Origin of the sequence: Caballeronia sp. LZ029, from assembly GCF_031451275.1 — a bacterium.
GTDB classification, from domain to species: Bacteria; Pseudomonadota; Gammaproteobacteria; order Burkholderiales; family Burkholderiaceae; genus Caballeronia; species Caballeronia jiangsuensis.
The window spans coordinates 399089-425324 of sequence record NZ_JARUXO010000002.1; the positions used below are offsets into that span (position 1 = coordinate 399089).

The 26236-nt window shown below is 63.9% G+C and carries 24 protein-coding genes; 12 read left to right on the top strand and 12 right to left on the bottom strand.

The window, feature by feature from the left end; all coding sequences use genetic code 11:
* From QCE73_RS16815 to QCE73_RS16825, 3 genes are read right to left on the bottom strand one after another with little or no spacing between them, the layout of a single operon-like run.
* The gene (locus QCE73_RS16815; protein ID WP_035498997.1) at window positions 1-387 is read right to left on the bottom strand and encodes a hypothetical protein; all 387 of its coding nucleotides are present in this window, start codon (window positions 385-387) and stop codon (window positions 1-3) included.
* 42 nt (window positions 388-429) lie between these two features.
* The gene (locus QCE73_RS16820; RefSeq protein WP_035498998.1) at window positions 430-1911 is read right to left on the bottom strand and encodes a 4-hydroxyphenylacetate 3-hydroxylase family protein; all 1482 of its coding nucleotides are present in this window, start codon (window positions 1909-1911) and stop codon (window positions 430-432) included.
* Between the two features lie 32 nt (window positions 1912-1943).
* On the bottom strand, window positions 1944-2474 hold the full coding sequence (locus tag QCE73_RS16825) for a flavin reductase family protein (RefSeq protein WP_309882458.1): 531 nt from the start codon (window positions 2472-2474) through the stop codon (window positions 1944-1946).
* 241 nt (window positions 2475-2715) lie between these two features.
* On the opposite strand from QCE73_RS16825, the gene QCE73_RS16830 reads away from it, so the two are divergent.
* Window positions 2716-3927 (top strand): IscS subfamily cysteine desulfurase, encoded by a 1212-nt coding sequence (locus QCE73_RS16830; RefSeq protein WP_309882460.1) that lies wholly within the window; start codon window positions 2716-2718, stop codon window positions 3925-3927.
* Between the two features lie 20 nt (window positions 3928-3947).
* On the opposite strand, the gene QCE73_RS16835 is transcribed toward QCE73_RS16830, so the two are convergent.
* The gene (locus QCE73_RS16835; protein WP_035499001.1) at window positions 3948-4490 is read right to left on the bottom strand and encodes a MarR family winged helix-turn-helix transcriptional regulator; all 543 of its coding nucleotides are present in this window, start codon (window positions 4488-4490) and stop codon (window positions 3948-3950) included.
* 80 nt (window positions 4491-4570) lie between these two features.
* Here QCE73_RS16835 and QCE73_RS16840 point away from each other — a divergent pair, with 80 nt between their 5' ends.
* Entirely contained in the window at window positions 4571-5152 is a 582-nt protein-coding gene (locus tag QCE73_RS16840; RefSeq protein WP_309882462.1) for a hypothetical protein, read from the top strand.
* A gap of 13 nt (window positions 5153-5165) precedes the next feature.
* Here QCE73_RS16840 and QCE73_RS16845 read toward each other — a convergent pair whose 3' ends face one another.
* From QCE73_RS16845 to QCE73_RS16865, 5 genes are read right to left on the bottom strand one after another with little or no spacing between them, the layout of a single operon-like run.
* The gene (locus QCE73_RS16845) at window positions 5166-6479 is read right to left on the bottom strand and encodes an MFS transporter (RefSeq protein ID WP_309882464.1); all 1314 of its coding nucleotides are present in this window, start codon (window positions 6477-6479) and stop codon (window positions 5166-5168) included.
* 54 nt (window positions 6480-6533) lie between these two features.
* Window positions 6534-7352: an enoyl-CoA hydratase gene (locus tag QCE73_RS16850; protein WP_309882465.1), complete on the bottom strand. Its 819-nt coding sequence runs from the start codon at window positions 7350-7352 to the stop codon at window positions 6534-6536.
* Window positions 7353-7374: 22 nt separating this feature from the next.
* Window positions 7375-8793, bottom strand: coding sequence for an aldehyde dehydrogenase family protein (locus QCE73_RS16855; RefSeq protein WP_309882466.1), 1419 nt, complete (start codon window positions 8791-8793; stop codon window positions 7375-7377).
* Window positions 8790-9548 carry an enoyl-CoA hydratase/isomerase family protein gene (locus QCE73_RS16860; protein ID WP_309882468.1) on the bottom strand — a complete coding sequence of 253 codons (759 nt, stop codon included), beginning with the start codon at window positions 9546-9548 and terminating at the stop codon, window positions 8790-8792. The genes QCE73_RS16855 and QCE73_RS16860 overlap by 4 nt, the downstream gene beginning before the upstream one ends.
* Entirely contained in the window at window positions 9545-11647 is a 2103-nt protein-coding gene (locus QCE73_RS16865) for an acetate--CoA ligase family protein (protein WP_309882470.1), read from the bottom strand. The genes QCE73_RS16860 and QCE73_RS16865 overlap by 4 nt, the downstream gene beginning before the upstream one ends.
* Window positions 11648-11750: 103 nt before the next feature.
* Here QCE73_RS16865 and QCE73_RS16870 point away from each other — a divergent pair, with 103 nt between their 5' ends.
* Window positions 11751-12650: a LysR family transcriptional regulator gene (locus tag QCE73_RS16870; RefSeq protein ID WP_309882471.1), complete on the top strand. Its 900-nt coding sequence runs from the start codon at window positions 11751-11753 to the stop codon at window positions 12648-12650.
* A gap of 46 nt (window positions 12651-12696) precedes the next feature.
* Here QCE73_RS16870 and QCE73_RS16875 read toward each other — a convergent pair whose 3' ends face one another.
* The gene (locus QCE73_RS16875) at window positions 12697-13200 is read right to left on the bottom strand and encodes a DUF1993 domain-containing protein (RefSeq protein ID WP_309882473.1); all 504 of its coding nucleotides are present in this window, start codon (window positions 13198-13200) and stop codon (window positions 12697-12699) included.
* 111 nt (window positions 13201-13311) lie between these two features.
* Here QCE73_RS16875 and QCE73_RS16880 point away from each other — a divergent pair, with 111 nt between their 5' ends.
* Complete coding sequence (locus QCE73_RS16880) at window positions 13312-14214, top strand: LysR family transcriptional regulator (RefSeq protein ID WP_309882475.1); 903 nt, start codon at window positions 13312-13314, stop codon at window positions 14212-14214.
* A 14-nt stretch (window positions 14215-14228) separates the two neighbouring features.
* Here QCE73_RS16880 and QCE73_RS16885 read toward each other — a convergent pair whose 3' ends face one another.
* Window positions 14229-14747: a helix-turn-helix domain-containing protein gene (locus tag QCE73_RS16885; RefSeq protein WP_309882476.1), complete on the bottom strand. Its 519-nt coding sequence runs from the start codon at window positions 14745-14747 to the stop codon at window positions 14229-14231.
* A 237-nt stretch (window positions 14748-14984) separates the two neighbouring features.
* Here QCE73_RS16885 and QCE73_RS16890 point away from each other — a divergent pair, with 237 nt between their 5' ends.
* The 8 genes from QCE73_RS16890 (at window position 14985) to QCE73_RS16925 (ending at window position 24942) form a co-directional block, all read left to right on the top strand.
* Window positions 14985-16235: an efflux RND transporter periplasmic adaptor subunit gene (locus tag QCE73_RS16890; protein WP_309882477.1), complete on the top strand. Its 1251-nt coding sequence runs from the start codon at window positions 14985-14987 to the stop codon at window positions 16233-16235.
* A complete protein-coding gene (locus QCE73_RS16895; protein WP_309882479.1) occupies window positions 16232-19423 on the top strand; it encodes an efflux RND transporter permease subunit in 3192 nt (1063 codons plus the stop codon). Before QCE73_RS16890 ends, QCE73_RS16895 begins: the two co-directional genes overlap by 4 nt.
* Window positions 19420-20898, top strand: a complete 1479-nt coding sequence (locus tag QCE73_RS16900) for an efflux transporter outer membrane subunit (RefSeq protein ID WP_309882481.1) — start codon at window positions 19420-19422, stop codon at window positions 20896-20898. The genes QCE73_RS16895 and QCE73_RS16900 overlap by 4 nt, the downstream gene beginning before the upstream one ends.
* Window positions 20899-21056: 158 nt before the next feature.
* Window positions 21057-22229, top strand: coding sequence for an MFS transporter (locus QCE73_RS16905; protein ID WP_309882483.1), 1173 nt, complete (start codon window positions 21057-21059; stop codon window positions 22227-22229).
* A 50-nt stretch (window positions 22230-22279) separates the two neighbouring features.
* Entirely contained in the window at window positions 22280-23077 is a 798-nt protein-coding gene (locus QCE73_RS16910; protein WP_309882485.1) for an isocitrate lyase/phosphoenolpyruvate mutase family protein, read from the top strand.
* A 51-nt stretch (window positions 23078-23128) separates the two neighbouring features.
* Window positions 23129-23866: an SDR family oxidoreductase gene (locus QCE73_RS16915; RefSeq protein ID WP_309882487.1), complete on the top strand. Its 738-nt coding sequence runs from the start codon at window positions 23129-23131 to the stop codon at window positions 23864-23866.
* Window positions 23867-23989: 123 nt separating this feature from the next.
* Entirely contained in the window at window positions 23990-24193 is a 204-nt protein-coding gene (locus QCE73_RS16920) for a hypothetical protein (RefSeq protein ID WP_309882489.1), read from the top strand.
* An 8-nt stretch (window positions 24194-24201) separates the two neighbouring features.
* Window positions 24202-24942 (top strand): hypothetical protein, encoded by a 741-nt coding sequence (locus tag QCE73_RS16925; RefSeq protein WP_309883136.1) that lies wholly within the window; start codon window positions 24202-24204, stop codon window positions 24940-24942.
* A 12-nt stretch (window positions 24943-24954) separates the two neighbouring features.
* On the opposite strand, the gene QCE73_RS16930 is transcribed toward QCE73_RS16925, so the two are convergent.
* On the bottom strand, window positions 24955-26085 hold the full coding sequence (locus QCE73_RS16930) for an FAD-dependent monooxygenase (RefSeq protein ID WP_309882490.1): 1131 nt from the start codon (window positions 26083-26085) through the stop codon (window positions 24955-24957).
* Between the last annotated feature and the right edge of the window lie 151 nt (window positions 26086-26236).

Consider the following 26236-nt stretch of genomic DNA (forward strand, 5'->3'; position numbering starts at 1 on the left):
TCAGGCCGGATCGTAGTAATGCACTTCGAGCAGCACGCAACCGCCGTTCGACTTGAACGGACCATGCCACGCGCCCGGCGGACGCACCGCGTAGGTGTAGCCCTCGAACGGTTTGCCGCCCTCGCCTTGCTCGTCATTGCCGACGGTCAGATCGCCTTCGACGAGAAACACTTCTTCCCAGTAGTCGTGGACGAACGGCTTCGTCGTGTACATGCCGGCGGGAAGGCGCAGCAATCGCGTGCGGCTGCCGCGCTTGTTGCCGGTATCGAGCGCGCCGGAAAGGATCAGCTCCTGTGCGCCGGAACCGGGCGCATAACCTTCCGGCAACTGCCAGCCGTCGGCCATGTCGAGTCCGTGAAACTCGTCGTGAAGTTTGTTGATAGCCATGTGTTTCTCCTTTAGGGAAGCGTTGATTACGTCGAGTCGGTTTCAGGCGGCCTGGCGCGTCTTCGCCAGTTCCGAATCGAGCGAATAGCTCGACAACATGGTGTCGACGAGACCCGTCGCGCGGCGCCAGTCGTAGCTGCGATACGCATGGCCCTTCGTCACGAACGACGCGCCCGCATAGAACAGCTCATACTGGTTGTGACGCGAGGCGAACTCCGAGCCGACCGCGTCCCACGCGAGCTTGAAGAACTTCACGCGTTCCTCCGCGCTGCAAATGGGCGACTTCTGCGTCTTCTCGATGATGCGTGCGAGGTCCGGGTTCTCGAAGTCGTGCACGCTCGAAGGCAGCATGATCATTCCGCCGCCCGCGAGCTCGCGCAGCGTCGTGAGGATCTTCGAATAGAGCTGTTGCGTGAGCACCTGCGAGCTGTACAGCATGTTGCGGTCGGGCACGTAGTAGCCGTTGACGACGCTGCCCTTCGCTTCCATGCCGTACACATAGGCTTCGACCATCGATGCTTCCGATGCGAGCTGCCCCAGCGTCTCGCGCACTTGCGGAAACGCATTCGTGCCGTTGATTTCCGAAATGCGCAGACCAAGGCCGACGAGAAAGCGCAGCTTCGTCATCAGGCGCACCTGACATTGATAGTTCTGGTAGACGTGCGCGGGCGTCACATGAAACTGCTTCGCGCACATCGCCACATCGCCGGCGACGAAGATGCGTTCCCACGGCACCTTGACGTCGTCGAAGTACAGCACCGCGTCGTTCTCGTCGTAGCGGCTCGACAGCGGGTTGTCGAACACGGATTGCGCGTGCTCCTCGTACGACTTGCGCGACATCACCTTCATGCCCTTCGCGTTCATCGGAATCGCAAAGGACAGCGCGTACATCTCGTCGCCTTCACGCAGTGGCTGAATGCAGCTACAGAAGACTTCGTTCGCCATGATGCCGCTCGTCGCGAGCATCTTCGCGCCACGCACCGTGATGCCTTCCGCATCCTGATCGACGATGCCGACCGCCAGATACTTGTCCTCCTGCTCATGCGCCGACTTCGACTGATTCGCCTGCGGATTGACGATCACGTAGGTCAGGAAGAGATCGTTGTCGCGGGCGTACTTGTAGTAGTCGCGCAGCGCGCCGGCCCGTGCCGGGTCGTATTGCTCGAACAGATCGATGCCCATGACCATGCCCGAGATGCACGACGCGACGTGATCCGGCGAGCGGCCCATGAAGCCGAAGTGCAGTTCCGTCCACGCTTCGAGCGCGATGCGTCGCTCGACGAGTTGCTCGTAAGAGGTCGGGAGTTCCCAGATGCGGCTCACGCGATTGCCCGAATCGGGCGATACGAACGTCATCTTCTCGACGTTTTCCGGACGCGCCTGGTAGTCGTACAGATTCGCGTAACTGCGAATCGAGTTGCGGAACGCGGGATGCGTGGTGACGTCGCCGACCGCCTTGCCGTCGAGATAGACCTGACGTCCGTCGCGCAATGACGCAATATGTTGAGTGCCGTTTTTGATCATGATGTTCTCCAGAAATGAGTTCGTCCGCCGTTTCAGGCCGACGCTGCTTGAACGCCGTTGAGCGTGTGATAGCGGCCGCCGAAAAAAATGAGCGGACGTCCTTGCGAGCGTGTTCGATGACGAATCACGCGGCCGACGAAGATCACGTGATCGCCGCCGTCGTATTGCGCGTAGGGCTCGCATTCGAAGGTCGCGAGCGTGTCGGGAAGCAGGACCGGTTCGCGGCACGGGTTCGTGGCGGCATCGCGCCAGCCCCACTTGTCGCCGTTGGCTTTCGCGAAGCGATTCGACATGTCCTGCTGCGATTCTTCGAGCACGTTGACCGCGTAGCTGTTCGCCACGCACAGATCGGCGAGGCTCAGACTGCGGCGGTCCACCGAAAACAGAATCAGCGGCGGATCGAGCGACACCGAATTGAACGATGCGACCGTCATGCCGATCGGCGCGCCCTCATCTCTCGGCGCCGTGATGACCGCGACGCCCGTGGCGAACATGGACAATGCGGACCGGAACTGACGCTGCGTTTCCGGATCGCTGCCCGGCCTTACGATGCTGTCCTTCATCTCGTTCTCCTTCGCGCCGCTGCTCGCGACGCCTTCATCGAACCCAACAAAGCGTTTTTGTTTAGCTTTGTTTCCTAGCTTTTATTACATGACAACAGAACGGGCTGTTCAAGCTATCGTTTACCCTCGTCTAAAAAGCTTTGTATGAAAGACAACCCTACTCGATGAATGGGTGTTGACCCGAAGACGCGAGCGTCCGGGCTACACTGCGGCCAACTTCCATTACGAGGGAACACGATCAATGACTGCACGTCCCGTCTACATGGACTACAGCGCGACGACGCCGGTCGATCCGCGCGTGGTCGAGAAAATGATTCCGTACCTTTACGAGCGCTTCGGCAATCCCGCTTCGCGCAGCCACGCCTACGGCTGGGAAGCGGAAGAAGCAGTGGAGGATGCGCGCCGGCATGTCGCCGGTCTGCTGCGCGCGGACCCGCGGGAAATCGTCTGGACTTCGGGCGCGACCGAAGGAAACAATCTCGCGATCAAGGGCGCGGCGCACTTCTACAAGGGACGCGGCCGTCACATCGTGACGGTGAAAACCGAGCACAAGGCCGTGCTCGATACGTGCCGCGAACTGGAGCGGCACGGGTTCGACGTCACGTATCTGGATGTCGGGCACGACGGACTGCTCGACATCGCCGTGTTACGCGCGGCATTGCGCGCCGATACGGTCCTCGTGTCGGTCATGATGGTCAACAACGAAACCGGTGTGATACAGCCGGTCGCTGAAATCGGCGCGATGTGCCGGGAGCAAGGCATCGTGTTTCATTGCGATGCGGTGCAGGCGGCGGGCAAGATCGATATCGACGTCGCTGCGCTCAACGTCGATCTGCTGACGGTGACCGCGCATAAGGTCTATGGCCCGAAAGGCATCGGCGCGCTGTATGTGCGGCGCAGGCCGCGCGTGCGCATCGAGGCGCAGATGCACGGCGGCGGACACGAACGCGGCATGCGCTCGGGCACGCTGCCGACGCATCAGATCGTCGGCATGGGCGAGGCGTTTCGGCTCGCGAAGGAAGAGATGGAAGCGGAAAGCCGGCGCATCGGCGCGTTGCGCGACCGGCTGCTTGCGGGGCTTCTGGAACTGGATGAAGTCTATGTGAACGGCGATCTGACACAGCGTATCGCGCACAATCTGAACGTCAGCTTCGCGTTCGTCGAAGGCGAGTCGCTCATCATGGGCATCAAGGGTGTCGCGGTGTCGTCGGGGTCGGCGTGTACGTCGGCGTCGCTGGAACCCTCATACGTATTGCGCGCGCTCGGACGCAGCGATGAACTGGCGCACAGCTCGATTCGCTTCACGCTCGGCCGCTTCACGACCGAAGCGGAAGTGGACCAGGTGATCCGGCAGGTTCAGGAGACCGTCATCCGGCTGCGCGCGTTGAGCCCGCTGTGGGACATGCATCTCGAGGGCGTCGATCCGAACTCGATTCAATGGGCCGCGCACTAGTCATGCCGTGCGCCGCGCGGTTACGACTTTTCCTGTCGCGCAATCAGATGCGACAGATCGAGCGTCGCGCGGTCGCCATTGGCGACGAGCCTGTCGACAACCGAGCACAGCGCCCTGAATTCGGTCTTCGTCACGCCTTCGAACAGCACGTTGTTGATGTGCTGCTGCGTCGCGGCCAGTTCGCGAAGCAGCTTCACGCCGTTCGATGTGACCGTCAGGCGCATCTTGCGCTTGTCGTGCGGGTCCGAGCGCTTGTCGATATAGCCGAGCTTCTTGAGCTTGCCCGTTTCGATGGTGACGAACGCCCCGCTCAAATGCAGATGGTCCGCGAGCCGGTTCACCGTGACCGACTCGCCGTGCGAGAGATGGGACACGGAGACGAGCAGCGAATACTGGATGCCGGTCAGGCCGATGAGCGTGCCGAAGCCGTCGCGCACGGACAAGAGCCGCGCCGCGAACGGCAGGAGACCATTGATCAGATGGCGGAATTCCGTGTCTGTCCCGTCGACGAGGCACGCTGGATTGGTAATCGTCAGAGCGGATTCGTCGATCTGTTTCGGCATGACACTCAAACTCCCGTATGCTAATGCAGTTACCTTTTAAAGGTAATTATACGGCAAAGCTTAACAAACGAGATTCAGCCATGAACCCTGCAATTTCGACGTCTTCCGTGCGCTCGCTTCTGGAATGCTATATCCGTGCAAAGGACGAGAACCAGCCGGCGTTGATCTTCGATTGCTTCGCCGGCGATGCCGAGCTGACGTTTTCGATCGCAACCGATGCAATCGATTTTCCCCGCAGCGTGAGCGGCGCATCCGCGATCGCGAAGACGCTCGTCGCCGATTTCGGCGAACGGTTCGACCGGTGCCGCACGTACTACGTCTGCACCGCGCCCGAACCGGATGGCGACGGCATCTGCACGATGCCGTGGCTCGTCGCGATGCGGCAGAAGGACAATGAAGCGCTGCGGCTCGGCAAGGGCACGTACAGGTGGCGCATCGCGCGCATGGCCGATGGGTCCGGGCGAATCGCCGGGCTGCATATCGCCATCGAGCGCATGGACGTGATCGACGATCCGGGCGCGGTGAAGCTTCAGGAGTTGCAGGACTCGCTGAGTTATCCGTGGCTGGCGGAAGCCACGTTGGCGCGGCGCGCGGCATCGTTACTTGCAAAGTTTCCGGATACTGACCTTGCGGCCGCCATGCAGCATCACATCCAGCAATGAACGACAGGCGCCCTCAACGGTTCACCGCATCCGCCGGAACCCAACGCAGAATCATCATCGACGCGATCAGCAGGCAGCCCGATACGACCATCAGCCCGACGGCGAGCGAATGCGTCGTTCCATGCAGCCACCCGAGCAAAGCCGGCCCGACGAAGCTCGCGAGGTTGCCGGTCGAATTGATCAGCGCAATGCCCGCCGCCGCACCCGCGCCGCCGAGAAACGACGAAGGCAGCGCCCAGAACATCGGCAGCGATGTGATGATGCTCGCGGTCGCGATGGTGAGGCCGATCATCGCGATCAGCGGTTCGTGGCCGCCGAACGCACACAGCAGGAAGCCGGGAACCGAGAGCAGCACGGGCACGACCGCATGCCAGCGGCGCTCGCGCATGCGGTCCGAACTGCGTCCCGCGTAGATCATGCCGATGAGCGCGGCAAGATAGGGAATCGTCGCGAGCAGCCCGATCATCAGCGGGTCCTTCACGCCTGAGTTACGGATGATCGTCGGCTGAAAGAAGCCGATCGTGCTCGTGCCCATGACGATGAAAAAGAGGATCGCGCACAGCAGCCAGACGCGGCCGCCCGTGAGGCCGTAGCGAATCGAGGTGTGCGTGCGTGAGGCCGCATCGGCTGCGATCTCGGCGCTCGCGACGGCGCGTTCGCCGGCATCGAGCCAGCGCGCATCGGCGACCTTGTCGGTCAGAAAGAAGTACACCACGAGCCCGAGCAACGCGGCGGGTGCGGCTTCCAGAAGAAACAGCCATTGCCACGCGGCCATGCCGTGCCAGCCGTTCATCGCGTGAAGAATGTAACCGGAGACTGCGCCGCCGATGATGCCCGACACAGGGTTGCCCGCCATCAGTATCGCCACCATCCTGCCGCGCCGATGCGCCGGAAACCACTGGCTCAGATAGAGCAGAATGCCCGGCAGGAATCCGGCTTCGGCGACACCCAGCAGAAAGCGCAACACATAGAACTGCGTGGTCGAGTGCGTCCACGCCATCGCCGCCGACATGATCGCCCACGTCACCATGATGCGTCCGATCCAGCGCCGCGCACCCACGCGATGCAGGATCAGATTGCTCGGCACCTCCGCCATAAAATAGCCGATGAAGAAGATGCCCGCGCCGATGCCATACGCGGCATCGCTGAAACCGAGATCGTTCAGCATCGTCAGCTTGGCGAAGCCGACGTTCACGCGATCCAGATACGCCACCACGTAGCAGATGAACAGCAACGGCATGAAGCGCCACGCGATCTTGCGAAAGACGGCATCGCCCGAGCGCGTGTTTTCTGCGGGCAGCGTGCCCGCGTTCAGGTCCAGATCCATTTTCGTGTCTCCTTGGTTGGCTCTGTCGGCCATGATCGTGTCGGATGTTCGCGTTCAGGCGCCGGTGAATCGAGCCGGACGACGTTCGATGAAATGCGCCACGCCTTCCGTGAAATCCTCGCTCTGGATGCTGTAGAACATCTCGCGATTCGCCAGCTTGATGGCTTCGCCGAGCGTCTGAAACGGCGCCTCGCCAAGCTGCTGCTTCATGATGCGGATCGAGCGCGGCGAGACGTTGGTCGCGAGATCGTCGGCGTAGGCGATCGCTTCGGCAAGCAGATCGTCGTGCGGGATGATGCGCTCGACAAGACGCATCGCGAGCGCTTCGTCCGCGCTCACCTTGCGCGCGGAGTAAAGCATATCGGCCGCATGGCCCGGCCCGACGACGCGCGGCAGCATCCACGCGATGCCATGCTCGGCGATCAATCCGCGCTTCGCGAACGCCGTCGAAAAAATGGCCTTGTCACTGGCGAAACGGATATCGCTGTAGAGCGCGAACACGAGGCCGAGCCCGGCGGCCGCGCCGTTGATCGCACTGGTGACCGGCTTCTTCACGCCCATGAAATACGAATAGCGGCTTTGAAAATCGGCGCGGCGGTTCATGTCGTAGGGACGCATCCATTCTGCCGCGCGAATGTCTTCGGGCGGCAGGACTTCGAGTTCGGCGATGTCCATGCCCGCGCAGAACGCGCGCCCGTTGCCCGTCAACACAATGGCGCGCACGGCGTCGTTCCGGTCTAGCGTATCGAAGGCGTCGCGCAATTGCGCTTCCATAACTTTGGTCAATGCATTCATCTTGTCCGGACGATTGAACGATACGACCGCGACCTGCTCACGCGCGCCCGCGCGGGTGATGTCGATTTGCTGATCCATCTTCGTATTCTCCTGAATCATGTCATTGCGCGAGTTGAATGGCGCGAAGCTCGACGAATTCCTCGATGCCGAACGCGCCGCCCTCGCGTCCGATGCCCGACGCCCCGAAGCCGCCGAATGGTGCGAGCGCGTTGAACGGCGCGCCGTTGATATCGATCTGGCCTGCCCTCATGCGTCGCGCGACGCGTTGCGCATGTTCCGCCGATGCGCTCCATACCGCGCCCGCGAGTCCGTACGCCGTGCCGTTGGCGAGCGCGACGGCTTCGTCTTCGGTCGAATACGTCTGCACCGCGAGCACCGGACCGAAGACTTCTTCCTGCGCGAGTTCCGCGCCGATCGGCACGCGGCCGAAGATCGCCGGCGCGACGAAATAGCCTCGCTGCGGAACATCCGGCTTCACGTCGATGGCGATATCGTCATGACCTGCCTGTTCGGCGCGCGCGATATACGCCTGCACGCGCCGCCGATGTTCCGCCGAGACGAGCGGCCCGATGCGCGAATCGGCATCGCGCGGATCGCCGACGCGCAGCTTCGCGACACCTTGCCGAAGCTGCTCGCGATACGCCGCATACTGCGCTTCGGGCACGATGAGCCGCGTGATCGCGCTGCATGTCTGCCCCGAGTTGAGCATGCACGAGGACAGCGCGTGCTTCACGACCATCGCCTGATCCGCGTCGGGCAGCGCGATGCTCGCCGACTTGCCGCCGAGTTCGAGCGCCACGCGCTTGAGTTCCGCGCCGGCGGTCGCTGCGATCTGTTTGCCGGCGGCCGTCGATCCCGTGAACGAGACCATGTCGACGCCCGGATGCGCGACGAGCGCTGCTCCGGTCGCGCGATCGCCGTGGACGATATTCAGCACGCCGCGTGGCAGCCGCGCTTCGAGCACGGCATCGCACAATGCGCCGACGACGCCCGGCGCCAGTTCCGATGGCTTCAGCACCACGCAACAGCCAGCGGCGAGCGCGGCCGCCAGCTTCGCCGTGATCTGATGCAGCGGATAATTCCACGGCGTGATCGCGGCGACGACGCCGGCTGGTTCCTTCGTGATCACCGAATGCGCGACGCGTATTTGCGCGAGCGCATCCGCAGCCAGCGACGCCGCCGTGCGCCACGCCGCGATCGGCGCCTGCACCTGGATGCGTCGCGCGAGCTTGAGCGGCATGCCGACTTCGGCGACGACGGCGTCGGCCATGCGATCGGAACGGGCTTCGAGCGCATCGGCGATGGCGCGCAGATAGCTCGCGCGTTCATCGACCGACGTGTTCGCCCAGTGCGGAAACGCCTTGCGCGCCGCAACGACTGCGGCATCGACTTCGGACGCGCTGCCGTGCGCCACGCTCGCAATCGGCGCTTCCGTCGTGGAATCGTGGATGGTCGTCGTGGCCGCGCTCGTTGCAGTGCGCATGTCGCCATCGATCAGATGCTGGTTGTAGTGGATCATGTCGTCGAACTCCTGAGAAACGCGCGCATGGCCGCTTGCGGCTCGCCCTGCGCATAGCATTCGGTTTGCGCTTCGATGCCCGCGGCGCAGGCGGCATCGAAGCCGGGCTGCGTCATCGCGCGCATACGTTGTTTGGAAAGCCTGATCGCGTGCGGCGGAAGTCTTGCGAGTTTCGTCGCGCGTTCGAGCGACACGCCAAGCACGCTCGATTGCTCCGCGAGTTCCGTCACGAGGCCGATTTCATACGCGCGCCGCGCATCGATCAGATCGCCGGACAGCGACATCTGCACGTTGTGCGTCATGCCGACATGCAGCGTCATCAGATACGATCCGACGATGCTCGCCAGCCCCGCCTTCACCTCGGGTTGCCCGATACGCGCGTTCATCGCCGCGATGCGCCAGTCCGCGCACAGCGCGATCTGGAATCCCGCGCCGGCCGCGACGCCGTTCAAAGCGGCGATGCACGGTTTGTCGAGATTGCGCACCGCCTGATACATCGCGCGCTGATTGTCGAGCCACGCAGGAATGCGCGCGATATCGACGCTGGCCGCTTCTTCGAGATCCTGACCCGCGCAGAACGCGCGCTCGCCCGCGCCGGTCAGCACGATCGCTCGCACGGCTGCGTCGCCGTTCAGATGCGCGAGCGTGTCGATCAGCGATGCGCGCAGCGCCTGATTCACCGCATTGAGTTTCGCAGGGCGGTTCAGCGTGACGAGCGCAACGCCGTCGTGAATATCGCAAAGGACTTCGCTCATGCGCGCTCCCCGAACTGAACGACCGCATCCACGACGACGACACCTTCGCCGCGCGCCATCACCATGACGGGATTCATGTCCACGGACACGAGCGAGGTGCGATAGGCGATCGCGAAGTTGCCGAGCGCGACGGCGGCATGCGCGAGCGCGTCGGCATCGAGCGCGGGCTGGCCGCGATAGCCATCGATCAGCGGCGCGATACGCAAACGGCGCATGGCCGCGAGCGCGTCATCCGCGGTGAACGGCGCGAGCAGCGACACGACATCGCCGCGCACTTCCACGAGCGTGCCGCCCTCGCCGATCACGACAATCGGACCGAGCACCGGATCGACCGTCACGCCGAGCATGAATTCGTGCAGCCCGCGCGCCATGCGTGCAACGACGACGCGCGGCGCGCCGACATCGAGCGACTTCAGACGTGCGAGGCACGCAACGGCGGCCGCACGCGAGTCGCCCGCGCCGACGCCGATGTGCACGAGGCCGTGCTCGCTCTTGTGCGGAATCTCGGCGGCGCAGCCTTTCACGACGACTTTTTCGCCGAACGCGTTCGCAAGCGCCGCGGCTTCGTCCGCGTCCGCGCACACCGCGTGATCGACGACCGGCACGCCGTAGCGTTGCAGCAGGCTCAGGCTCGCGGCTTCGTCGAGCAGGCCGTGCGGGGCGTCCGCTTCGGCGGGCGGCAGCGCAAACGCCGGCGGCGCGCCGCGCATGCGCTCGCTGCGCGCGTACTGCCAGAGCGCGTGGATCGCATCGGTTTCGCCGGTGTAGGTCGGCACGCCGCACGCGTCGAACTCAGCGCGGACCGAGCGCTGCGGCGCGGTGACGACGAGCGGCTTGCGATGCGTCGCCATGAACCGCGCCGCCGTGCGCGCAAGCTCGGGCACGTCGTAGCCGGGACCGGCCACCGGCACGCCGATCGCGAACATGTCGGCTTGCGGATCGTTGCCGAGCACGTCGAGCACTTGCGAGAACAGCGCGCCGTTGCCGAGCAGCGAGGCGGTCAGATCGAGCGGATTGCCCGCCGTCGCGAAGCCGGGAAGAATTCGCGTGAGCGCCTCGATCGTCGCCGCCGACAAGCCCGCGAGCGGCAAGCCCACGCGCTCGGCCGCATCCGCGCACAGCACGCCGACCGCGCCGCTGTGGCTCATCACGACCGTGCGGCCTTCGCGCACCGGAAAGCCGCGCACGAACAGCGAGGCCGCGTTCACGAGTTCGTGGACGTCGCGGGCACGCACAATGCCGTGTCTGTCGAGAAACGCATCGAGCGCGGCGTCGAGGCCCGCGAGCGCGCCCGTATGCGACGCCGCCGCGGCCGCGCCCAGCGTGCTGCTGCCGCCCTTGAGCAACACGACGTGCGCGCCCCGCTGCCGTGCGATGCGCGCGGCTTCGGCGAGCATCGCGGGCTGCGACAGCGATTCGACGTACACGAGAATCAGCCGGATCGATTCATCCGATGCCACGCTCATCGCCAGATCGGATACGCCGAGATCGGCGTCGTTGCCCGTGGCCGCGAGATAGCGCACGCCGAGGCCGCGCTCGCGCAACAGCACGTAAGGCATCACGCTCGCCGCGCCGCTCTGGCTCACGATGGCGATCGGCCCGTCCTGCGGCTCGACTTCCATGAACATCGTGCTGAAGTTGAGCACCGCGCCGCTCGCGAAATTCGCGATGCCCTGCGCGTTCGGCCCGACGATGCGCATGCCGGCCGCACGGGCGTAGCGCACGAGCTCGTCCTGCAACGCCCGGCCGTCCTCGCCGGTTTCCGCGAATCCCGACGCCATGACGATCGCGACGCGCACGCCCATGTCCGCGCACGCACGGATCGCGGCGCTGGCGGCATCGCCCGACACCGCGACGATCGCCGCCTCGGGCACTTCCGGCAGATCGGCGAGGCTCGCGAAACACGGCAGACCCTGCACCTCGGCGCGCTGCGGATTGACGGGCAGGATGCGCCCGCCGAACCCGTAGCGGCGCATGTAATGGATCGGGCGTCCGCCGACCTTGTTCGGATTGTCCGACGCACCGATGACCGCCACCGATGCCGGATTCCACAACGCCGCCGCCGGCGCGTGAAGGATGTCGTTTCGTCTCGTAAGCATGTCGTTTTCATCGATCAGGATTGCATGATCGACAGGCTACGTGCGCCGGACGCCATCAGGAAGTGTTAGATTGGCTATATCAGATATCGACTTTTGTGAAACCATGAACCTCAAGCAGCTTGAGACTTTCCTGGTCGTGGCCGAACTCGGCTCGATCTCGCGGGCGGCGCAGGCGCTGGGCGTCGCGCAATCGCTCGTCAGCCGCAATCTCACGCAACTGGAGGAAGAATGGGGCGACCGGCTGTTCGAGCGCACGGGCCGCGGCGTGATGCTCACGGAGTTCGGCCGGCGCGTGCAGCCGGAAGTCGCGTTGCTGCTGAATCAGGCGGAGCGTCTGGAGGTGGCGGTCAAGGAATCGGCGGGCGCGCTGTCGGGCACGGTGCATATCGGCCTGCTGCCGTCGCTCGCGCCGCAATTGCTGCCGCTCCTGTTCGCGGACATCAGCGAGAAAGCGCCCGCCGTGAAACTGCATGTCGCGGAAGGATTCAGCGGCACGCTCGACGAGCAGCTCGGCAATGGCCGGCTCGACATGATCGTCGTCAACCGGTATGGCCCGGCGCAAGGGCGGCACGAGGACGTGCTCGGCATCGTTGATACGTTTCTCGTCGGCGATCCGCGGCACGACGTCTTTCGAAGTCAGGCGATCGCCTTCCGGAAGCTCGCGGGTTTGCGGCTCGTGCTTCCTGCCGCGCCGAACGGTTTGCGCGCGATGCTCGATCACGTCGCGCGCGAGAGCGGCACGTCGCTGAACATCGTGATGGAAGTCGATACGCTGATCGCAATGAAAGAAGTCGCGGCGAGCGGCGGCGCATTCACCATTCTTCCCGAACTGGCGGTGCGGGAAGAACAGAGAACCGGCCGTCTCGCTGCGGCGCGCATCGAGCGCCCGGCCATCAAGCGGACGATCGCGCTCGGCTTCACCCGGCAGCGCCCGCTTTCGAAAGCAGCGCGCTTTGTCGGCGCGCGCCTGCGCGAACTGGCGACCGGGCTACTGGCGGGGTGATGCGTTCAAGCCGGGAAAGGTCCCGGCTCCCGCGCCGCCGCGCCATTCAGGCATCGAACGAATCGACCGGGCCGATGAAGTCCATCTTCACGAGATCGACGCCATTTGCACGCAGAATCGCGTAGGCCATTGAAACGTGGAAGTAGACGTTCGGAATCACGATTTGCAGCAGATAGTTTTCCCCGGTCAGCTTGCCGGGCACCCACGACACTTTCACGACCTGATTCGCCGCGTCCGCGTAACGCCCGATCGCCACGCTTTCCACGAAGTCGATCGTCTTGCGGATTCGCGCACGCGCTTCTTCGAGCGTTCGCTCGTCATCTTCATGTCGCGGAGGCTGTTGCCCCGACAGCCACGCTGCTCCGCCCTTGAGATAGTCGCAGGCGCTTTGTATCTGATAGAGCAACGGCGCCATGTCGGGAGCGAGCCGCGTCGATAGAAGAATGGCGGCATCGAACTTCTTCGCGCTCGCGAAGCGCTCGGCCTTGTCGAGATACGTTTCCATCGTTCTGACTGCTTCCACGCATTGCGCGATGGCCTGTGCGTACATTGTCGATCTCCAGAGAAACATGCTTTCGGCTTCGAGCCTTCGCAAGCCACTTCCCCTACAATACTGCGACCTTATTCCACGTGAGCGAATGCGGTGGACCGACTCGAAGCCATGGAAATGCTGGTGACCGCGGTGGACGGGGGAAGCCTGTCGGCGGCGGCCCGCGAACTGAAAATTCCTGTCAGCACGCTCACCCGCAAGGTCGCCGATCTCGAAGAGATGCTCGGAAGCCGGCTGCTCATCCGCACCACGCGCAAACTCACGTTGACCGATGCAGGCATGGCATACGTCGCGGCGGCGCGGCGCATCCTCGAACTCGTGCGCGAACAGGAGCACGAAGCCACGGGCGAGTTTGCGACCGCAAGAGGCGAACTGGTCGTCACAGCGCCCGTGCAACTCGGCCGCCTGCATGTGTTACCGGTCATCAACCAGTTCCTCGCGCAGTATCCGGACATCACCGTTCGACTCCTTCTCTCCGACCGGAACATCGATCTCATCGATTCTCACGCCGATCTCGCCGTGCGTATCGGCGAATTGCCCGACAGCAATATGATCGCCACGCGCGTCGGCGCATTGCGGCCGATCCTGTGCGCGAGTCCGGCCTTTCTCGCAAGGCACACGCCGCCGCGCGAGCCCGACGAACTCGTGAAATATTCGTGCGTCGTCTTCAATAGCCCGTATCTGTCGCCGTGGCGCTTCCGGCTGCCCGCAACGCACAAGGTCTACGTGCTGGAAGTGAAGCCCCGGCTCGAAGTCACATCGCCCGATGCCGCCGTCAGCGCCGCAGCGGCCGACACGGGCATCACCTACGTGTTCGAACACGACGCCGATGAAGCGCTCCGCAGCGGACAGATCGAAGTACTGCTATCGCAGTTCGAAATCGATCCCGTACCCGTTCATCTGGTTCACGTGTCCAGGAACCTCATGGCCATCAAGCTGCGGCATTTCATCGACTTCGCCGTGCCCCGGCTCAGGGAATCCCTGTCGCGATTCGGCAAGCAGAAGCGGCGCTGAGTCTCACGGCAACTTCACGATTCCTCGCCCCGCTCGCCGAGCACCCGATCATTGCGATTCTCGATGACATCCCGCGTCTTCTCCGTCGCGCCGGGACCGGCGGCGAAGCGAACGTCCCGATAGCTCAGCGCCTGCCTGCCCGGTCCGCGAACCTCCACGGTCTCGACGCGCTTTCCGCTCGCATGTTCGACCAGTTCGATAGGCGGCTTGCCGTTCGGCCTGAGCCATTTATCGCCCCATTGCATGAGCGCGACCAGCACCGGATATAAGTCCGATCCTTTCGACGTCAGCCGGTAGCCGAACGTATTCGCGCGGTCCGCGATCGGGAAGCGTTCGAGAATCCCCAGTTCGATCAAGCGTTCGAGCCGCGCCGTCAGAACATTTCGGGCGATGCCGAGCCCGCTCTGGAATTCGTCGAAGCGGCTGCTGCCCTGCGTGCACTCACGCACGATCAGCAGCGTCCACCACTCGCCGACCTCATCGAGGGCGCGGGCGATCGAGCAATCCATTTCGTCGAAGCGTTTTCTATACATGATGGCGCCCATCCTAACCCAAGTTTCATGACGCAACTTAACCATTCCGCGGGGAACAGCTTCCCGGTTTCGGCCAGTACCGTGCCGCAACGGTCTTGCCTATAGTTGCGTCACGAAACTTATCCGGCAGTCATCGACGGGACGTTGCCCGATGCCGCTGCCTCCTTCAGATCGCTAACGCTGTCGCTCTGGATACGCCTCGACATCGCCTAGCCATCAAACACACTTAGGATTGCCATGGATAATCAAATTGATCAGGCCGAGATGCGAGTCGATGCTCCGGACATCGCGGCGAACTCCGGTCCGGTTCGATGGATCGGTAAAGGCGTGGCCGGCCTGATGATCGTCGCCGTGGCCGCGACGGCGTTCCATCTGCACGGGTCCGGTGCCGCGCCGGCTGCCGCGCCCCCGCCGCCATCGGTGACGATAAGCGCGCCGTTGCAGCGCGATATCGAAGGCCGGCTCGGGTTTCTCGGCCAGTTTTCAGCGGTGAATCGCGTGGAACTGCGTGCGCAGGTGGGCGGCACGCTGACGCAGATCTACTTCAAGGACGGCGACATCGTTCATCAGGGCGATCCGCTCTTCGAGATCGACCCGGAACCGTATCGGATCAAGCTGAGCGGAGCTGCGGCCGAACTCGAATCCGCCAATGCGCGGCTCGCGCTCGCGACGCGCCAGCTCGCCCGCGCGCAAGAACTGCAACGCGCGGAAGCGGGAACCGTCGAAAACGTCGATCAGCGCGTGGCCGAACAGCGCGCGGCGCAGGCGGCGGTGGACAACGCGAACGCGTTGGTGCGCGACGCACGCTTCGATCTGGATCGCTGCAGGATCGCGGCGCCGTTCACCGGGCGTATCGGCACGCATCTCGTGTCGAAGGGCAATCTGGTGTCCGGCAGCCGCGCCGGCAGCGGGCCGACGACATTGCTCGCCACCATCGTTTCACTCGATCCGATCTACCTGGATTTCGACATCAGCGAAAACGACTACGCCGCGTTCCAGCGTTCGCGCGGCAGCCGGCAAGGACCGCTGGCCGACGCCGTGAACATTTCGCCCACCGGCGACAGCGGATTCACGCGCGTCGGCACGCTCGATTTCATCGACAACACGCTCGACCGTTCGAGCGGGACGATCCATGCGCGCGCGACGATCTCGAATCGCGATCTGTCGTTGACGCCCGGCGGCTTCGCTCGCGTCCGCCTCGCCACGACCGCGCCGCAACCGGCGCTGCTCGTGCCCGATGCCGCCGTGCTCGACGATCAGACGGACCACATCGTGTATGTCGTCGATGCGGACGACGTTGCCAAGCCGAGAAAAGTGCAGATCGGCGATCTTCGCGGCGGGCTGCGGGTGATCCGCTCCGGGCTTGCGCCGACCGACCGTGTCGTGATCGACGGCATTCCGTCCGTTCATCCCGGTTCGAAGATTTCGCCGCGCGCGGGAAGCATCGAGTTCTCGGCGGAGCAAGTGGCCGAAGGAGCCAAATCATGAAGCTGACTCACTTCTTCATCGAGCATCCGCGCTTTGCCGCGGTGCTCAACATATTCGTCCTGCTGATCGGTCTCGCGACCATGATCAAGCTGCCGGTGGCTCAGTATCCGAACATCGTCCCGACGACGATTCAAATCACGACTTCGTATCCCGGCGCATCGGCCGATACGATCGCGCGCACGGTCGCGACGCCGCTAGAGCAGTCCATCAACGGCGTCGAGAACATGGATTACATCTCGAGCCAGTCGACGAGCAATGGTCAATTGACGATCACGGTGATCTTCAAGGTCGGCACGAATCCGGACACTGCCCTTCTGCTCACGCGCAGCCGGGTGGAAGACACGCTCTCGCGCCTGCCCGCCGACGTGCAATTGCAGGGCGTGCAGGTGAAGAAAACGATTCAGGCGCTGCTGCTCGGCGTTCATGTGTATTCGCCGGATGGTTCGCGAAGTCCCGAGTATCTGTCGAACTATATGCTCAAGGTTCGCGACCAGATTGCGCGTTTGCCCGGCGTGTCGGACTTCCAGTTGTTCGGCGAGCGGCAGTACGCGATGCGCATCTGGATCGATCCCGACAAGGCCGCTTCATATCGCATTAGCGCGGGCGAGATCCTCGCCGCGCTTCGCGCGCAGAACGCGGCCGTATCGGCGGGCGTGCTCAATCAGCCGCCGGTATCGAACAGCGGCACGGGCGCGTATCAGATCAACATCGAGGCGCTGGGCCGTCTCAGCACCGCCGAGCAGTTCGGCGATGTAATCGTGAAGTCGGATGCGCAAGGACGCGTCACGCGGATTCGCGATATCGGCCGCGTCGAACTCGGCTCGGTGGACTACGGCTCGAAGGCGTATGCCGACCGCTATGCGGCCACGCCGTGGTTCGTGATAGCGACGCCGGACGCGAACGTCGTGCAGGTCGAACACGACGTCTGGGCCAAGATGGCCGAGCTGAAAAAGAGCTTTCCTCCCGGCGTCGATTACATCAGGATCTACGATCCGACCACGTTCGTCTCGCAATCGATCCACGAAGTCGCCAAGACGATCGGCATCGCGATTCTGCTGGTGGTCGGCGTGGTCTATCTGTTCCTGCAGAACTGGCGCGCGACGATCATTCCGGTGGTCGCGATCCCGGTGTCGCTGGTCGGGACGTTCGCCATCCTGTCGCTGTTCGGCGCGTCGATCAACAACCTCTCCCTGTTCGGACTGGTGCTGGCGGTCGGGATCGTCGTGGACGATGCGATCGTGGTGGTAGAGAACGTGGAGCGCAACATGGCGCTCGGCATGACGCCACGCGAAGCCGCGCATCGGACGATGAACGAAGTCTCGACCGCCATCATCGCCATCGCGCTGACCTTGTGCGCGGTGTTCGGGCCGACCGCGCTGATGTCCGGCATTTCGGGGCTGTTCTTCAAGCAGTTCGCGATCACCATCGCGGCGTCCACGGTCATCTCGTGCTTCGTGTCGCTTACGCTCAGCCCGGCTCTCTGTGCCGTGCTGCTCAAGCCGCACGAGATGGAGAAGTCGCACGGCGGTTCGACCGCGCTGGGCCGCCTGCATCATGCCGTTTTCGGCCGCTTCAACGCGTCGTTCGAATGGCTGTCGTCCCGATACGGAAAGATCACGGGCCGCGCGGTGCGCGCAACGACCGTGATGCTGATCGTCTATGCCGGCCTCATCGCGGCGACCGGCCTGCAAATGTCGAGAATGCCCACGGGGTTCATTCCGGAACAGGACATCGGCTATCAGGCGGTGATCGCGTTCCTTCCGCCCGGCTCCAGTCTGGAGCGCACCGACAAGGTGATTCGCGAGATCAACGACATCGTGCTCGACGCACCCGGACTCAAGGGCGTCACACACACGTCGCCCGTGTCCGGCTTCGACGTTACGACCGGCACCATCGCGCCGAATGTCGGAACGCTCTTCTACGGTTTGCCTTCGCTGTACGGCAAGCATGTGCCCGGCGTCAGCGCGGCGTCGATGCTGGTCGAACTCCGCAAGCGCGTGGCCGGCGTCAAGGACGCGGTCGTCGTGGTGGTGAATCCGCCGCCGGTGCAAGGGCTCGGCGCGGCGGGCGGCTTCAAGCTGATGCTCGAAGATCGCGGCGGACTCGGCCCGCAGGCGCTCGCCGACGCGGCGCACGCGCTCGTGGCGGCGGCCAACAAGGACAAGACCTTCGGCGGCGTGTTCACGCTCTATAACGCCGGCGCGCCGTCGGTCTATGCGGACGTCGATCGCCTCAAGGCGGAAAAGATCGGGCTCACGCCAACGGACGTGTTTTCGACGATGGAGCTGTACCTCGGCTCGCAGTACGTGAACGACTTCAACTTCATGGGACGCACGTATCAGGTGCGCGTTCAGGGCGATGAAGCCTTCCGCCGCACGCCGGAAGACATCGGACGGCTCAAGGTTCGCAACGCGTCGGGCGACATGGTGCCGATCAGCAGCGTGGCGACGTTCCGCAACGACACGCAGCCGTATCGCGTGCCGCGCTACAACCTGTATCCCGCGGCGGAAATCATGGGCGCGGCAGGCCCTGGCTTCTCGTCGGGCGATGCGATCGAACGCATGGAGCAACTCGCCCAGCAGGTGCTGCCGAACGGCATCACATACGAATGGACCGACCTGGCTCATCAGCAGAAAGAGCAGACCATGTCGCCGCTCGTGATCTTCGCCGCTTCCGCGCTGTTCGTGTTCCTCGTGCTGGCTGCGCAGTACGAAAGCTGGAAGACGCCGCTCGCGATCGTGCTGATCGTGCCGATGTGTCTGCTCGCGGCATCGATCGGGCTGAATGTGCGCGGCATGCCGATCGACATTCTTGCGCAGATCGGTTTCGTGGTGCTCGTGGGACTGGCGGCCAAGAACGCGATTCTGATCGTGGAGTTCGCCAAGCAGCGTCAGGAAGAAGACGGCGTCGGCGCGGAGGACGCCGCCACGCACGCGGCTCACGTCCGGTTGCGGCCGATCCTGATGACGTCGTTCGCCTTTATCGCCGGCGTGGCGCCGCTTGCCATCGCCGATGGCGCGGGCTCGGAAATGCGGCAGTCGCTCGGAACGACGGTCTTCTTCGGCATGCTCGGCGTGACCCTCTTCGGTCTCGCCTTCACACCGGCGTTCTATGCGTTCGTGCGCAAGCTCGGCATTCGGAACACGCGTGCCTTGCCGCGCAAACTCAATAGCGGAGAAGTGAAATGAACTCGCTCCTGGCCAGGACTTCGAAAGCGATCGCGGGCAGTCTCTTCGTCAGCGCGTTTCTCGCGGCGTGCGCAGTCGGACCGAACTACGTCGAACCCGAAACGCACATGACGCCGTTTCATAACGCGCAGGTCGTCGCCGAGCGGCCAGCCACGCTGCCCGCGCCGAGTCTCGACAACTGGTGGACCGGCTTCGACGATCCGGAACTGGTCCAGGTCGTGCAACGCGCGCTCGCTCAGAACCTGAGCATTCAGGCCGCGATAGCGCGCGTCGCGCAATCGCGTGCGGCGGCGCAGGCGGCGGGTGCGCAGTTGCTTCCGACCGTCGATGCCAACGCGTCGTTTTCGGCGCAGCACCAGAGCGTGCAGAGTCCGCTCGGCACGCTTGCAAGTGCGTTTCCAAACTACAGCCGCGATCAGAAAGAGTATGTCGCAGGCGCGACGGCAAGCTGGGAAATCGATCTGGCGGGCGGCCTGCGACGCGCCCACGCGGCAGCCACGGACGAAGAGCAAGCCGCCGAAGCCGCTCAACTCGGCACACGCGTGTCGGTCGCGGCCGACGCCGCCGACGCCTATCTGCAAATCCGCGGTCTGCAGGCGCGGCTCGCCGTCACGCAGGACCAGGTGGACACGGATGCGCGTCTGCTGGCGCTCGTGAAAGCGCGCAAGCAGGCCGGTGCGTCCGATGAACGCGAGGTGGCTCAGGCCGAAGCGCTGTTGCGTCAGGCGCGCGCGACCGTGCCGAGCCTTCGGATATCGCTCGAAGCGCAGTTGAATCGGCTCGATGTGCTGTTGGGCGCGCAGCCCGGCACGTATGCGGCGGAACTCGGTGCGCACGCCGGCGCCATTCCCGACGCGCCGGCGATCGGCAGCGCCGATACCCCGCTCGATGTCCTGCGACGACGTCCCGACATCATCGCGGCGGAGCGGCATCTGGCGGCATCGAACGAAGGGATCGGCGTGGCGCTTGCCGAGTACTACCCGAAGATTTCGCTCGCCGGCGCGCTGGGATTCGACAGCACTTCGGCCAGTCATCTCCTGAGCGCGAAGGCGTTCCAGCCGATCGGCACGGGCGCGCTGCGCTGGCGTCTGTTCGATTTCGGCAAGGTGGACGCCGAAGTGAAAAGCGCGCGCGGCGCATACGCGGAGGCGTTGGCGCAGTATCGCGAGGCGGCGCTCAAGGCGACCGAAGATGTCGAGGACGCGTTCATGACGCTCTCGCAAACGGAGCTTCGCGCACAGGAGATTCAGCAGGAAGTCGATGCCTTGACGCGAACGCGAGACTTATCGGAGAAAGCGTATCGCGCGGGTTCGATCACGCTCACCGATGTGCTCGACGCCGACCGGCAACTGCTCGCATCGCGCGACGATCTCGACGCGACGAAGGCGGACGTTGCACGCGCCGCGGTGAGAACGTTCCGCGCGCTCGGCGGCGGATGGGATGCGCCGCAGCAACAGATGGCCGCGAAGAACTAGCCCGGCTTATCGCCCGATCGCACGCCGTCGGAAAACAACCGGGCACTTCGCCACTTTACGGTGAACAGCTTCCCACTTCCGATCGGTAGTGCGATCCCGCTGGCTTCCCTATAGTTTCGTCACGCAACGCAATTCGCAATCCTTCAGGAGAGGTTGACATGGATCGTCGCCTATTGACACTTTCGCTCGGCATGTTCGCGCTGGGCACCGACAGTTTCGTTTTCGCGGGCATCCTGCCCGAAATCGCCAAGTCGTTCGACGTGAGCATCGGTGCGGCGGGGCAATTGATCAGCGTCTATGCAATCAGCTACGCGCTGCTGGGTCCGACCATCGCCGCGCTTGCCGCGAACGTCGGACGCAAGCGTCTGCTGCTCACCGGCATCGGCCTTTTCGTGCTGGCCAATCTCGGCACCATCGTGGCGCCGAACCTCGGCATCGCACTGGCTACGCGGGCCTTCGCGGGCCTCGGCGCGGCGATGTTCTCGCCGGCGGCCAGCGGAACCGGCGCGGCGCTCGTGCCGCCGGAGCGCCGCGGCTATGCGCTGTCGATCATCGTGGCGGGGCTGACCACCGCTACCGCGCTCGGCTCGCCTATCGGCGCGGTGATCGGCGGCTTCGCGGGCTGGCACTGGACGCTGGTTCTCGTCGCCGCGCTCGGTGCGGCGGCCTTCGCCGGCATCCTCGCGTTTTTGCCCGACGTGCCGCTGCCGCCAGCCGTCTCGCTTCGCGCACGTCTGTCTCCGCTGACCGATTCGCGCGTAGGACTGACGCTCGCGACGACCGTGCTGGCCCAGATCGGCACCTTCATCATCTTCAGCTACTTCTCCGTCGTGTTCGACCGTGCGACCGGCCACAACGTCACGGTGCTCGGCGCACTGCTGGTGCTGTGGGGGCTGGCCGGGACGTTCTCGAACCTGCTGACAGGACGCATCCTCGACCGGATCGGTTCGCACAAGGTCGTGCGGATCAAGCTGGCCATCGTCGCACTCGTCGTCTTCACCATGCCGATCACGAGCGCACACCTCTGGAGCGCGGCCATCGCGGTGACGATCTGGGGTGCATGTGCATGGGGCGTGCTGGTGCCGCAACAGTTCCGCCTCGCGAGCCTGAATCCGCCGATGACCGCAGTGCTGGTCGGTCTCAACACGTCGGCGACGTATGTGGGCGTATCCATCGCGGGCACGCTGGGCGCTGCCGCGATCCCGATCGTCGGCGGTCACAACCTGGGCTATCTGTCCGCCGTTCCCGTCGTGATCGCGATTCTCGTCTCCGAGCTTGCGACGCGCCGCATCGCATCGTTCGCGGGATCCAAAGCCGCGGTCGCAGCCTGAGTCCGGCGACCGCACTTCTTCCCATTCATTCGAGACTCGAGGAAACAGCCATGTCCAACACAAGCACATTCCGCCGCTTACATGAGAATTCGACACCGCTCCTTCTGCCAAACGCGTGGGATGCCGGCAGCGCCCGTCTCATCGAGGTGCAGGGCGCGTCCGCCATCGCCACGACGAGCGCGGGCTTTGCGTGGGCGCTGGGTTACCCCGACGGACGCATGCTTCCGTTCGATGAAGTCGTCGCCTCGGTGCGGCGCATCGTGCGTGTTCTGAAGGTGCCCTTGTCGGTCGATGTCGAAAACGGCTACGCCGACACGCCCGAAGCCGTCGCGGACCATGTCATGCGACTGGTCGATCTCGGCATTGCCGGCATCAACATCGAAGACGGCCCGGACGCTGCGTCGCTTCTGGCCGCGAAGATCGAGGCGATCAAGCGTGCCGTCGCGAAGGCGGGCGTGGACCTCTTCGTCAACGCGCGCAGCGACGTCTTTCTTGCCAGTCTCGTCGAGCAAGCGAAACAGCCGCAGGAGGCGATTGCCCGCGGCAATCTCTATGCGTCGGCTGGCGCGGATGGTCTTTTCCTTCCGGCGCTCGTGCGGCCGTCGGACATCGAGACGATCGTCGGCGCGATCCGGTTGCCTTTGAACGTGATGGCGCTTCCCGGCCTGCCCGATGCAGCGACGCTCGGAAAGCTCGGGGTGCGTCGGCTCAGCGCGGGCAGCGGCATCGCGCAAGTCGTGCTCGGCAGAACGAAGGCGATGGCCGCCGACTTTCTGGCGCACGGCCGCTCCGAAGCGCTCGCCGACCAACCCTTGCCGTACGCCGAAATTCAGCAGCTTTTCATCTGACTCACCAAACCGTTTGAACTCTTTACTCATCGACACGTAATGGAGGTTGTCATGATGCTTCAAGGAAAACGCGCTCTGGTCACCGGAGCAAGCCGCGGTATCGGCGCTTCGATCGCGAAGGCTTTGGCGCTTGCCGGCGCGGATGTCGCGATCACGTATGAAAAGTCGTCGGAGCAGGCCGCGCATGTCGTGAAGGCGATCGAAGCGGAGGGTCGCCGCGGTATCGCGATCCAGGCCGATAGCGCCGATGCATCCGCGATCGAGGCGTCCGTGCGGAAGACGGTCGAAGCGCTCGGTGGCCTCGATATTCTGATCAACAACGCCGGCATACTTCGGATGGGCGATGTCAAAGACATTTCCATCGAAGACATCGACGCGACGCTCGACGTGAACGTACGCGGACCGATCCTCGCCGCAAAAGCCGCGATTCCTCATCTCGGGGCCGGTGGACGCATCATCTCGATCGGCAGCTATTTTGCCGACCGTGTGCCTGCCTCGATGCTCGGCGTCTACTCCGCTTCCAAGTCCGCGCTCGTTGCGTTCACGCAGGGCCTCGCAAGAGAACTCGGCCCGCAAGGGATCACGGCGAACCTGGTGCAGCCCGGCTCGATCAATACGGACATGAATCCCGTCGATGGTCCGTTCGGGCCGACATTGAAGTCGCTGACGGCCACCGGTGAGTACGGAAAAGGCGAGGACATCGCGCAAGCCGTGGTTTTCCTTGCGAGCGCCAATGCGAGCTACATCACCGGCGCAACATTGACCGTCGATGGCGGCGCCAACGCGTAGGCTCGATGTCCGGGCGTTCGAACGCGCCCCACCGTGCTATTTCATCCGAATCCGTCCGGCCGGGGAATAACCGGCGCGTGCGCACGATCTTGTAGATGAAGCCACACGGAAAGGGGAATCGAAATGGACATCATCGACATGGCGCGCGCATCGGGGCTGACGATCATTCTCGATGGCAGAATCGGCCACGAGGAATATCGGAGCGTATGCGGGTCGGTATCGGCGCTGGAGCGATTCGCCGAAACGCTGCAACAGTGCGCGGCGAATCAGTATTGCGGCGCGGCGCATCGAAGCTCCGGCGATGCATCATTCCAACGCGTGCGTTGATGCTTCAGATGCAAGCCGTTCTGCGCCGCCTGCAATTCGGGACGGGCATGGTGCTGCTGACCTATCTCTCGATGCACCTCGTAAATCACGCGCTCGGGCTCTGGTCAATGGAGCTCGCCGGACGGGGACTCGAAGTCGCGCTGCGGCTCTGGCGCAGCGCACCCGGAACGATTGCACTGTACGGTGCCGCCTTCGCGCATTTCGCGTTGGCACTGCACACGATATACGGCCGCCGCAACTGGGCGCTGCCCGCCGCGGAATGGATCCGGCTTCTGGCGGGCCTCAGCTTGCCGCTGCTGCTCATCCGTCATGCGGTAACCACGCGGCTCGCGTCGGCGCTCTATGGCTTCGAGCCGAACTACGAGCGGGTGGTCGTCATGCTGCTCACGAGCGGCACGCAGGGTCTGCAACTCGCGCTGCTCGCCCCCGGCTGGTTACACGGATGCCTCGGATTATGGTTCCGGTTGCGCCATCATCCGCTTGCATCGCGCATGAAGCTCGCGCTGTTTGCGTTCGCAGCGCTGTTGCCGATGCTATCGGCGGGAGGCTTTATCCGGATGACGCTCATCGCGGAAACGAAGAACGCGCTTCGCCCGGCCCCCGATCCGACGTTGCTCGTCCATCAACTTGCGCTCGACGCGTGGCGTCACGATCTCGTCGTCCTTTACCTGACGTTGACCACCAGCGCGTTCGTCGCGGGTCAGTTGCGCAATCGAATCGAGCGTCGGGGATTACAGAAGCAGCATTGAAGCGTCAACGCGTCATCGCGTCAACGCGAACAGATCGCTCAGATCGATGCCGCTTTTGGCTTCGTTCAACTGTTCATCCGGCACCGGTCCTTGTCTGTCGAGATCGACGAGCGCCTGATTCAGCTTCACATACGGCCGCATGCGTTCTTCGTACGCGGCGAACGCCCGAGCAAAATCCGCGCGATTGCGCATCAGTTCATGCGCGAGCACGAATGCGCCGACGAGCGCGAGGCTCGTGCCCTGCCCCGAAAACGGCGATGCGCAATGCGCTGCATCGCCGATCAGCACGACACGCCCCTTCGACCACGACGGCATGTGGATTTGCGCGAGATCGTTGAAATAGAAATCGTCGGTGCCGCGCATCGCTTCGATGAAGCGCGGGAAATCGCCGCGCAGATGCGCACATCGATCGGCGACGAGTTGCTTCTGCGCGCTTACGTCGTTGCGCGCGACCGGCGCTTCCGGCGCGCCGAATCCAACGCCGATGCGCAGTTGCGTCTGATCGAGGCTCGGGTAGATCACGTAGCCGAATTCGTCCACGCGATGCCCGATCTGCCAGTCGCGCAGATCGATGAGATTCGGGGTCGAGAAGAGCGCGAGAATCACGCCGAGCGGAAACACGACCGCTTCTTCGCAATCGAAATGCAGCTTGCGTATGTTCGAATAGATGCCGTCGGCGCCGACCAGCAGATCGAAGCGGCGCCGCTCGCCATCGGCGAACGACACCTCGACGCCGTCGCTCGTTTCGTCGATGGTCCGTACGCTGTCGCCGTACCGGAACTCGACGCGCTCGTTCAGCGAGCCCATGATCAGTTCGCACAAATCGTCCCGAAATATTTCGATGTCGTCGCTGTCGAGCCGTCCCGCGCTGTAGGTGCGTTCTTCGGTGCGGTCGATTTCGTTGCCATCGGCGTCGAGCATCGACATGCCTTTCAGACGCGTTCGCAATGCCTGGGCGCGATCGAGCAGATGCATCGCGCGGGTCACGTCGAGCGCGACGCCGCGGATGTCGACCGCCTGACCACCGCGCCGGAACGCGGACGAGCGTTCGACGAGCGTGACGTCGAATCCGGCGGCATCGAGCCAGTAAGCAAGCGCAAGACCGGCCACGCCGGCGCCGGAAATCAGGACCTTTTCGTTCATTGAATGCCTCGATGGGTTGCTATCCGATCAATGCGGTCGGCGATCTCGTCACAGTTCGTTTCCACCGCAAGGACTATGAGTGTTTTTTCCGGGTACTGTCAACATGGGCGGACGGGCGCGAAGGCGTAGGTATCCTGACGTTCGAGCGGGT

Excerpts from the sequence above, each read along its gene's own strand:
- QCE73_RS16900 (WP_309882481.1), top strand. The coding sequence starts at position 19,420 with ATGAACTCGCTCCTGGCCAGGACTTCGAAAGCGATCGCGGGCAGTCTC.
- QCE73_RS16830 (WP_309882460.1), top strand. The coding sequence starts at position 2,716 with ATGACTGCACGTCCCGTCTACATGGACTACAGCGCGACGACGCCGGTC.
- QCE73_RS16865 (WP_309882470.1), bottom strand. The coding sequence starts at position 11,647 with ATGCTTACGAGACGAAACGACATCCTTCACGCGCCGGCGGCGGCGTTG.
- QCE73_RS16915 (WP_309882487.1), top strand. The coding sequence starts at position 23,129 with ATGATGCTTCAAGGAAAACGCGCTCTGGTCACCGGAGCAAGCCGCGGT.
- QCE73_RS16870 (WP_309882471.1), top strand. The coding sequence starts at position 11,751 with ATGAACCTCAAGCAGCTTGAGACTTTCCTGGTCGTGGCCGAACTCGGC.
- QCE73_RS16875 (WP_309882473.1), bottom strand. The coding sequence starts at position 13,200 with ATGTACGCACAGGCCATCGCGCAATGCGTGGAAGCAGTCAGAACGATG.
- QCE73_RS16920 (WP_309882489.1), top strand. The coding sequence starts at position 23,990 with ATGGACATCATCGACATGGCGCGCGCATCGGGGCTGACGATCATTCTC.
- QCE73_RS16890 (WP_309882477.1), top strand. The coding sequence starts at position 14,985 with ATGGATAATCAAATTGATCAGGCCGAGATGCGAGTCGATGCTCCGGAC.
- QCE73_RS16860 (WP_309882468.1), bottom strand. The coding sequence starts at position 9,548 with ATGAGCGAAGTCCTTTGCGATATTCACGACGGCGTTGCGCTCGTCACG.
- QCE73_RS16930 (WP_309882490.1), bottom strand. The coding sequence starts at position 26,085 with ATGAACGAAAAGGTCCTGATTTCCGGCGCCGGCGTGGCCGGTCTTGCG.
- QCE73_RS16825 (WP_309882458.1), bottom strand. The coding sequence starts at position 2,474 with ATGAAGGACAGCATCGTAAGGCCGGGCAGCGATCCGGAAACGCAGCGT.
- QCE73_RS16840 (WP_309882462.1), top strand. The coding sequence starts at position 4,571 with ATGAACCCTGCAATTTCGACGTCTTCCGTGCGCTCGCTTCTGGAATGC.
- QCE73_RS16880 (WP_309882475.1), top strand. The coding sequence starts at position 13,312 with ATGGAAATGCTGGTGACCGCGGTGGACGGGGGAAGCCTGTCGGCGGCG.
- QCE73_RS16845 (WP_309882464.1), bottom strand. The coding sequence starts at position 6,479 with ATGGATCTGGACCTGAACGCGGGCACGCTGCCCGCAGAAAACACGCGC.
- QCE73_RS16820 (WP_035498998.1), bottom strand. The coding sequence starts at position 1,911 with ATGATCAAAAACGGCACTCAACATATTGCGTCATTGCGCGACGGACGT.
- QCE73_RS16835 (WP_035499001.1), bottom strand. The coding sequence starts at position 4,490 with ATGCCGAAACAGATCGACGAATCCGCTCTGACGATTACCAATCCAGCG.
- QCE73_RS16905 (WP_309882483.1), top strand. The coding sequence starts at position 21,057 with ATGGATCGTCGCCTATTGACACTTTCGCTCGGCATGTTCGCGCTGGGC.
- QCE73_RS16855 (WP_309882466.1), bottom strand. The coding sequence starts at position 8,793 with ATGATCCACTACAACCAGCATCTGATCGATGGCGACATGCGCACTGCA.
- QCE73_RS16885 (WP_309882476.1), bottom strand. The coding sequence starts at position 14,747 with ATGTATAGAAAACGCTTCGACGAAATGGATTGCTCGATCGCCCGCGCC.
- QCE73_RS16910 (WP_309882485.1), top strand. The coding sequence starts at position 22,280 with ATGTCCAACACAAGCACATTCCGCCGCTTACATGAGAATTCGACACCG.
- QCE73_RS16850 (WP_309882465.1), bottom strand. The coding sequence starts at position 7,352 with ATGGATCAGCAAATCGACATCACCCGCGCGGGCGCGCGTGAGCAGGTC.
- QCE73_RS16895 (WP_309882479.1), top strand. The coding sequence starts at position 16,232 with ATGAAGCTGACTCACTTCTTCATCGAGCATCCGCGCTTTGCCGCGGTG.
- QCE73_RS16815 (WP_035498997.1), bottom strand. The coding sequence starts at position 387 with ATGGCTATCAACAAACTTCACGACGAGTTTCACGGACTCGACATGGCC.
- QCE73_RS16925 (WP_309883136.1), top strand. The coding sequence starts at position 24,202 with ATGCAAGCCGTTCTGCGCCGCCTGCAATTCGGGACGGGCATGGTGCTG.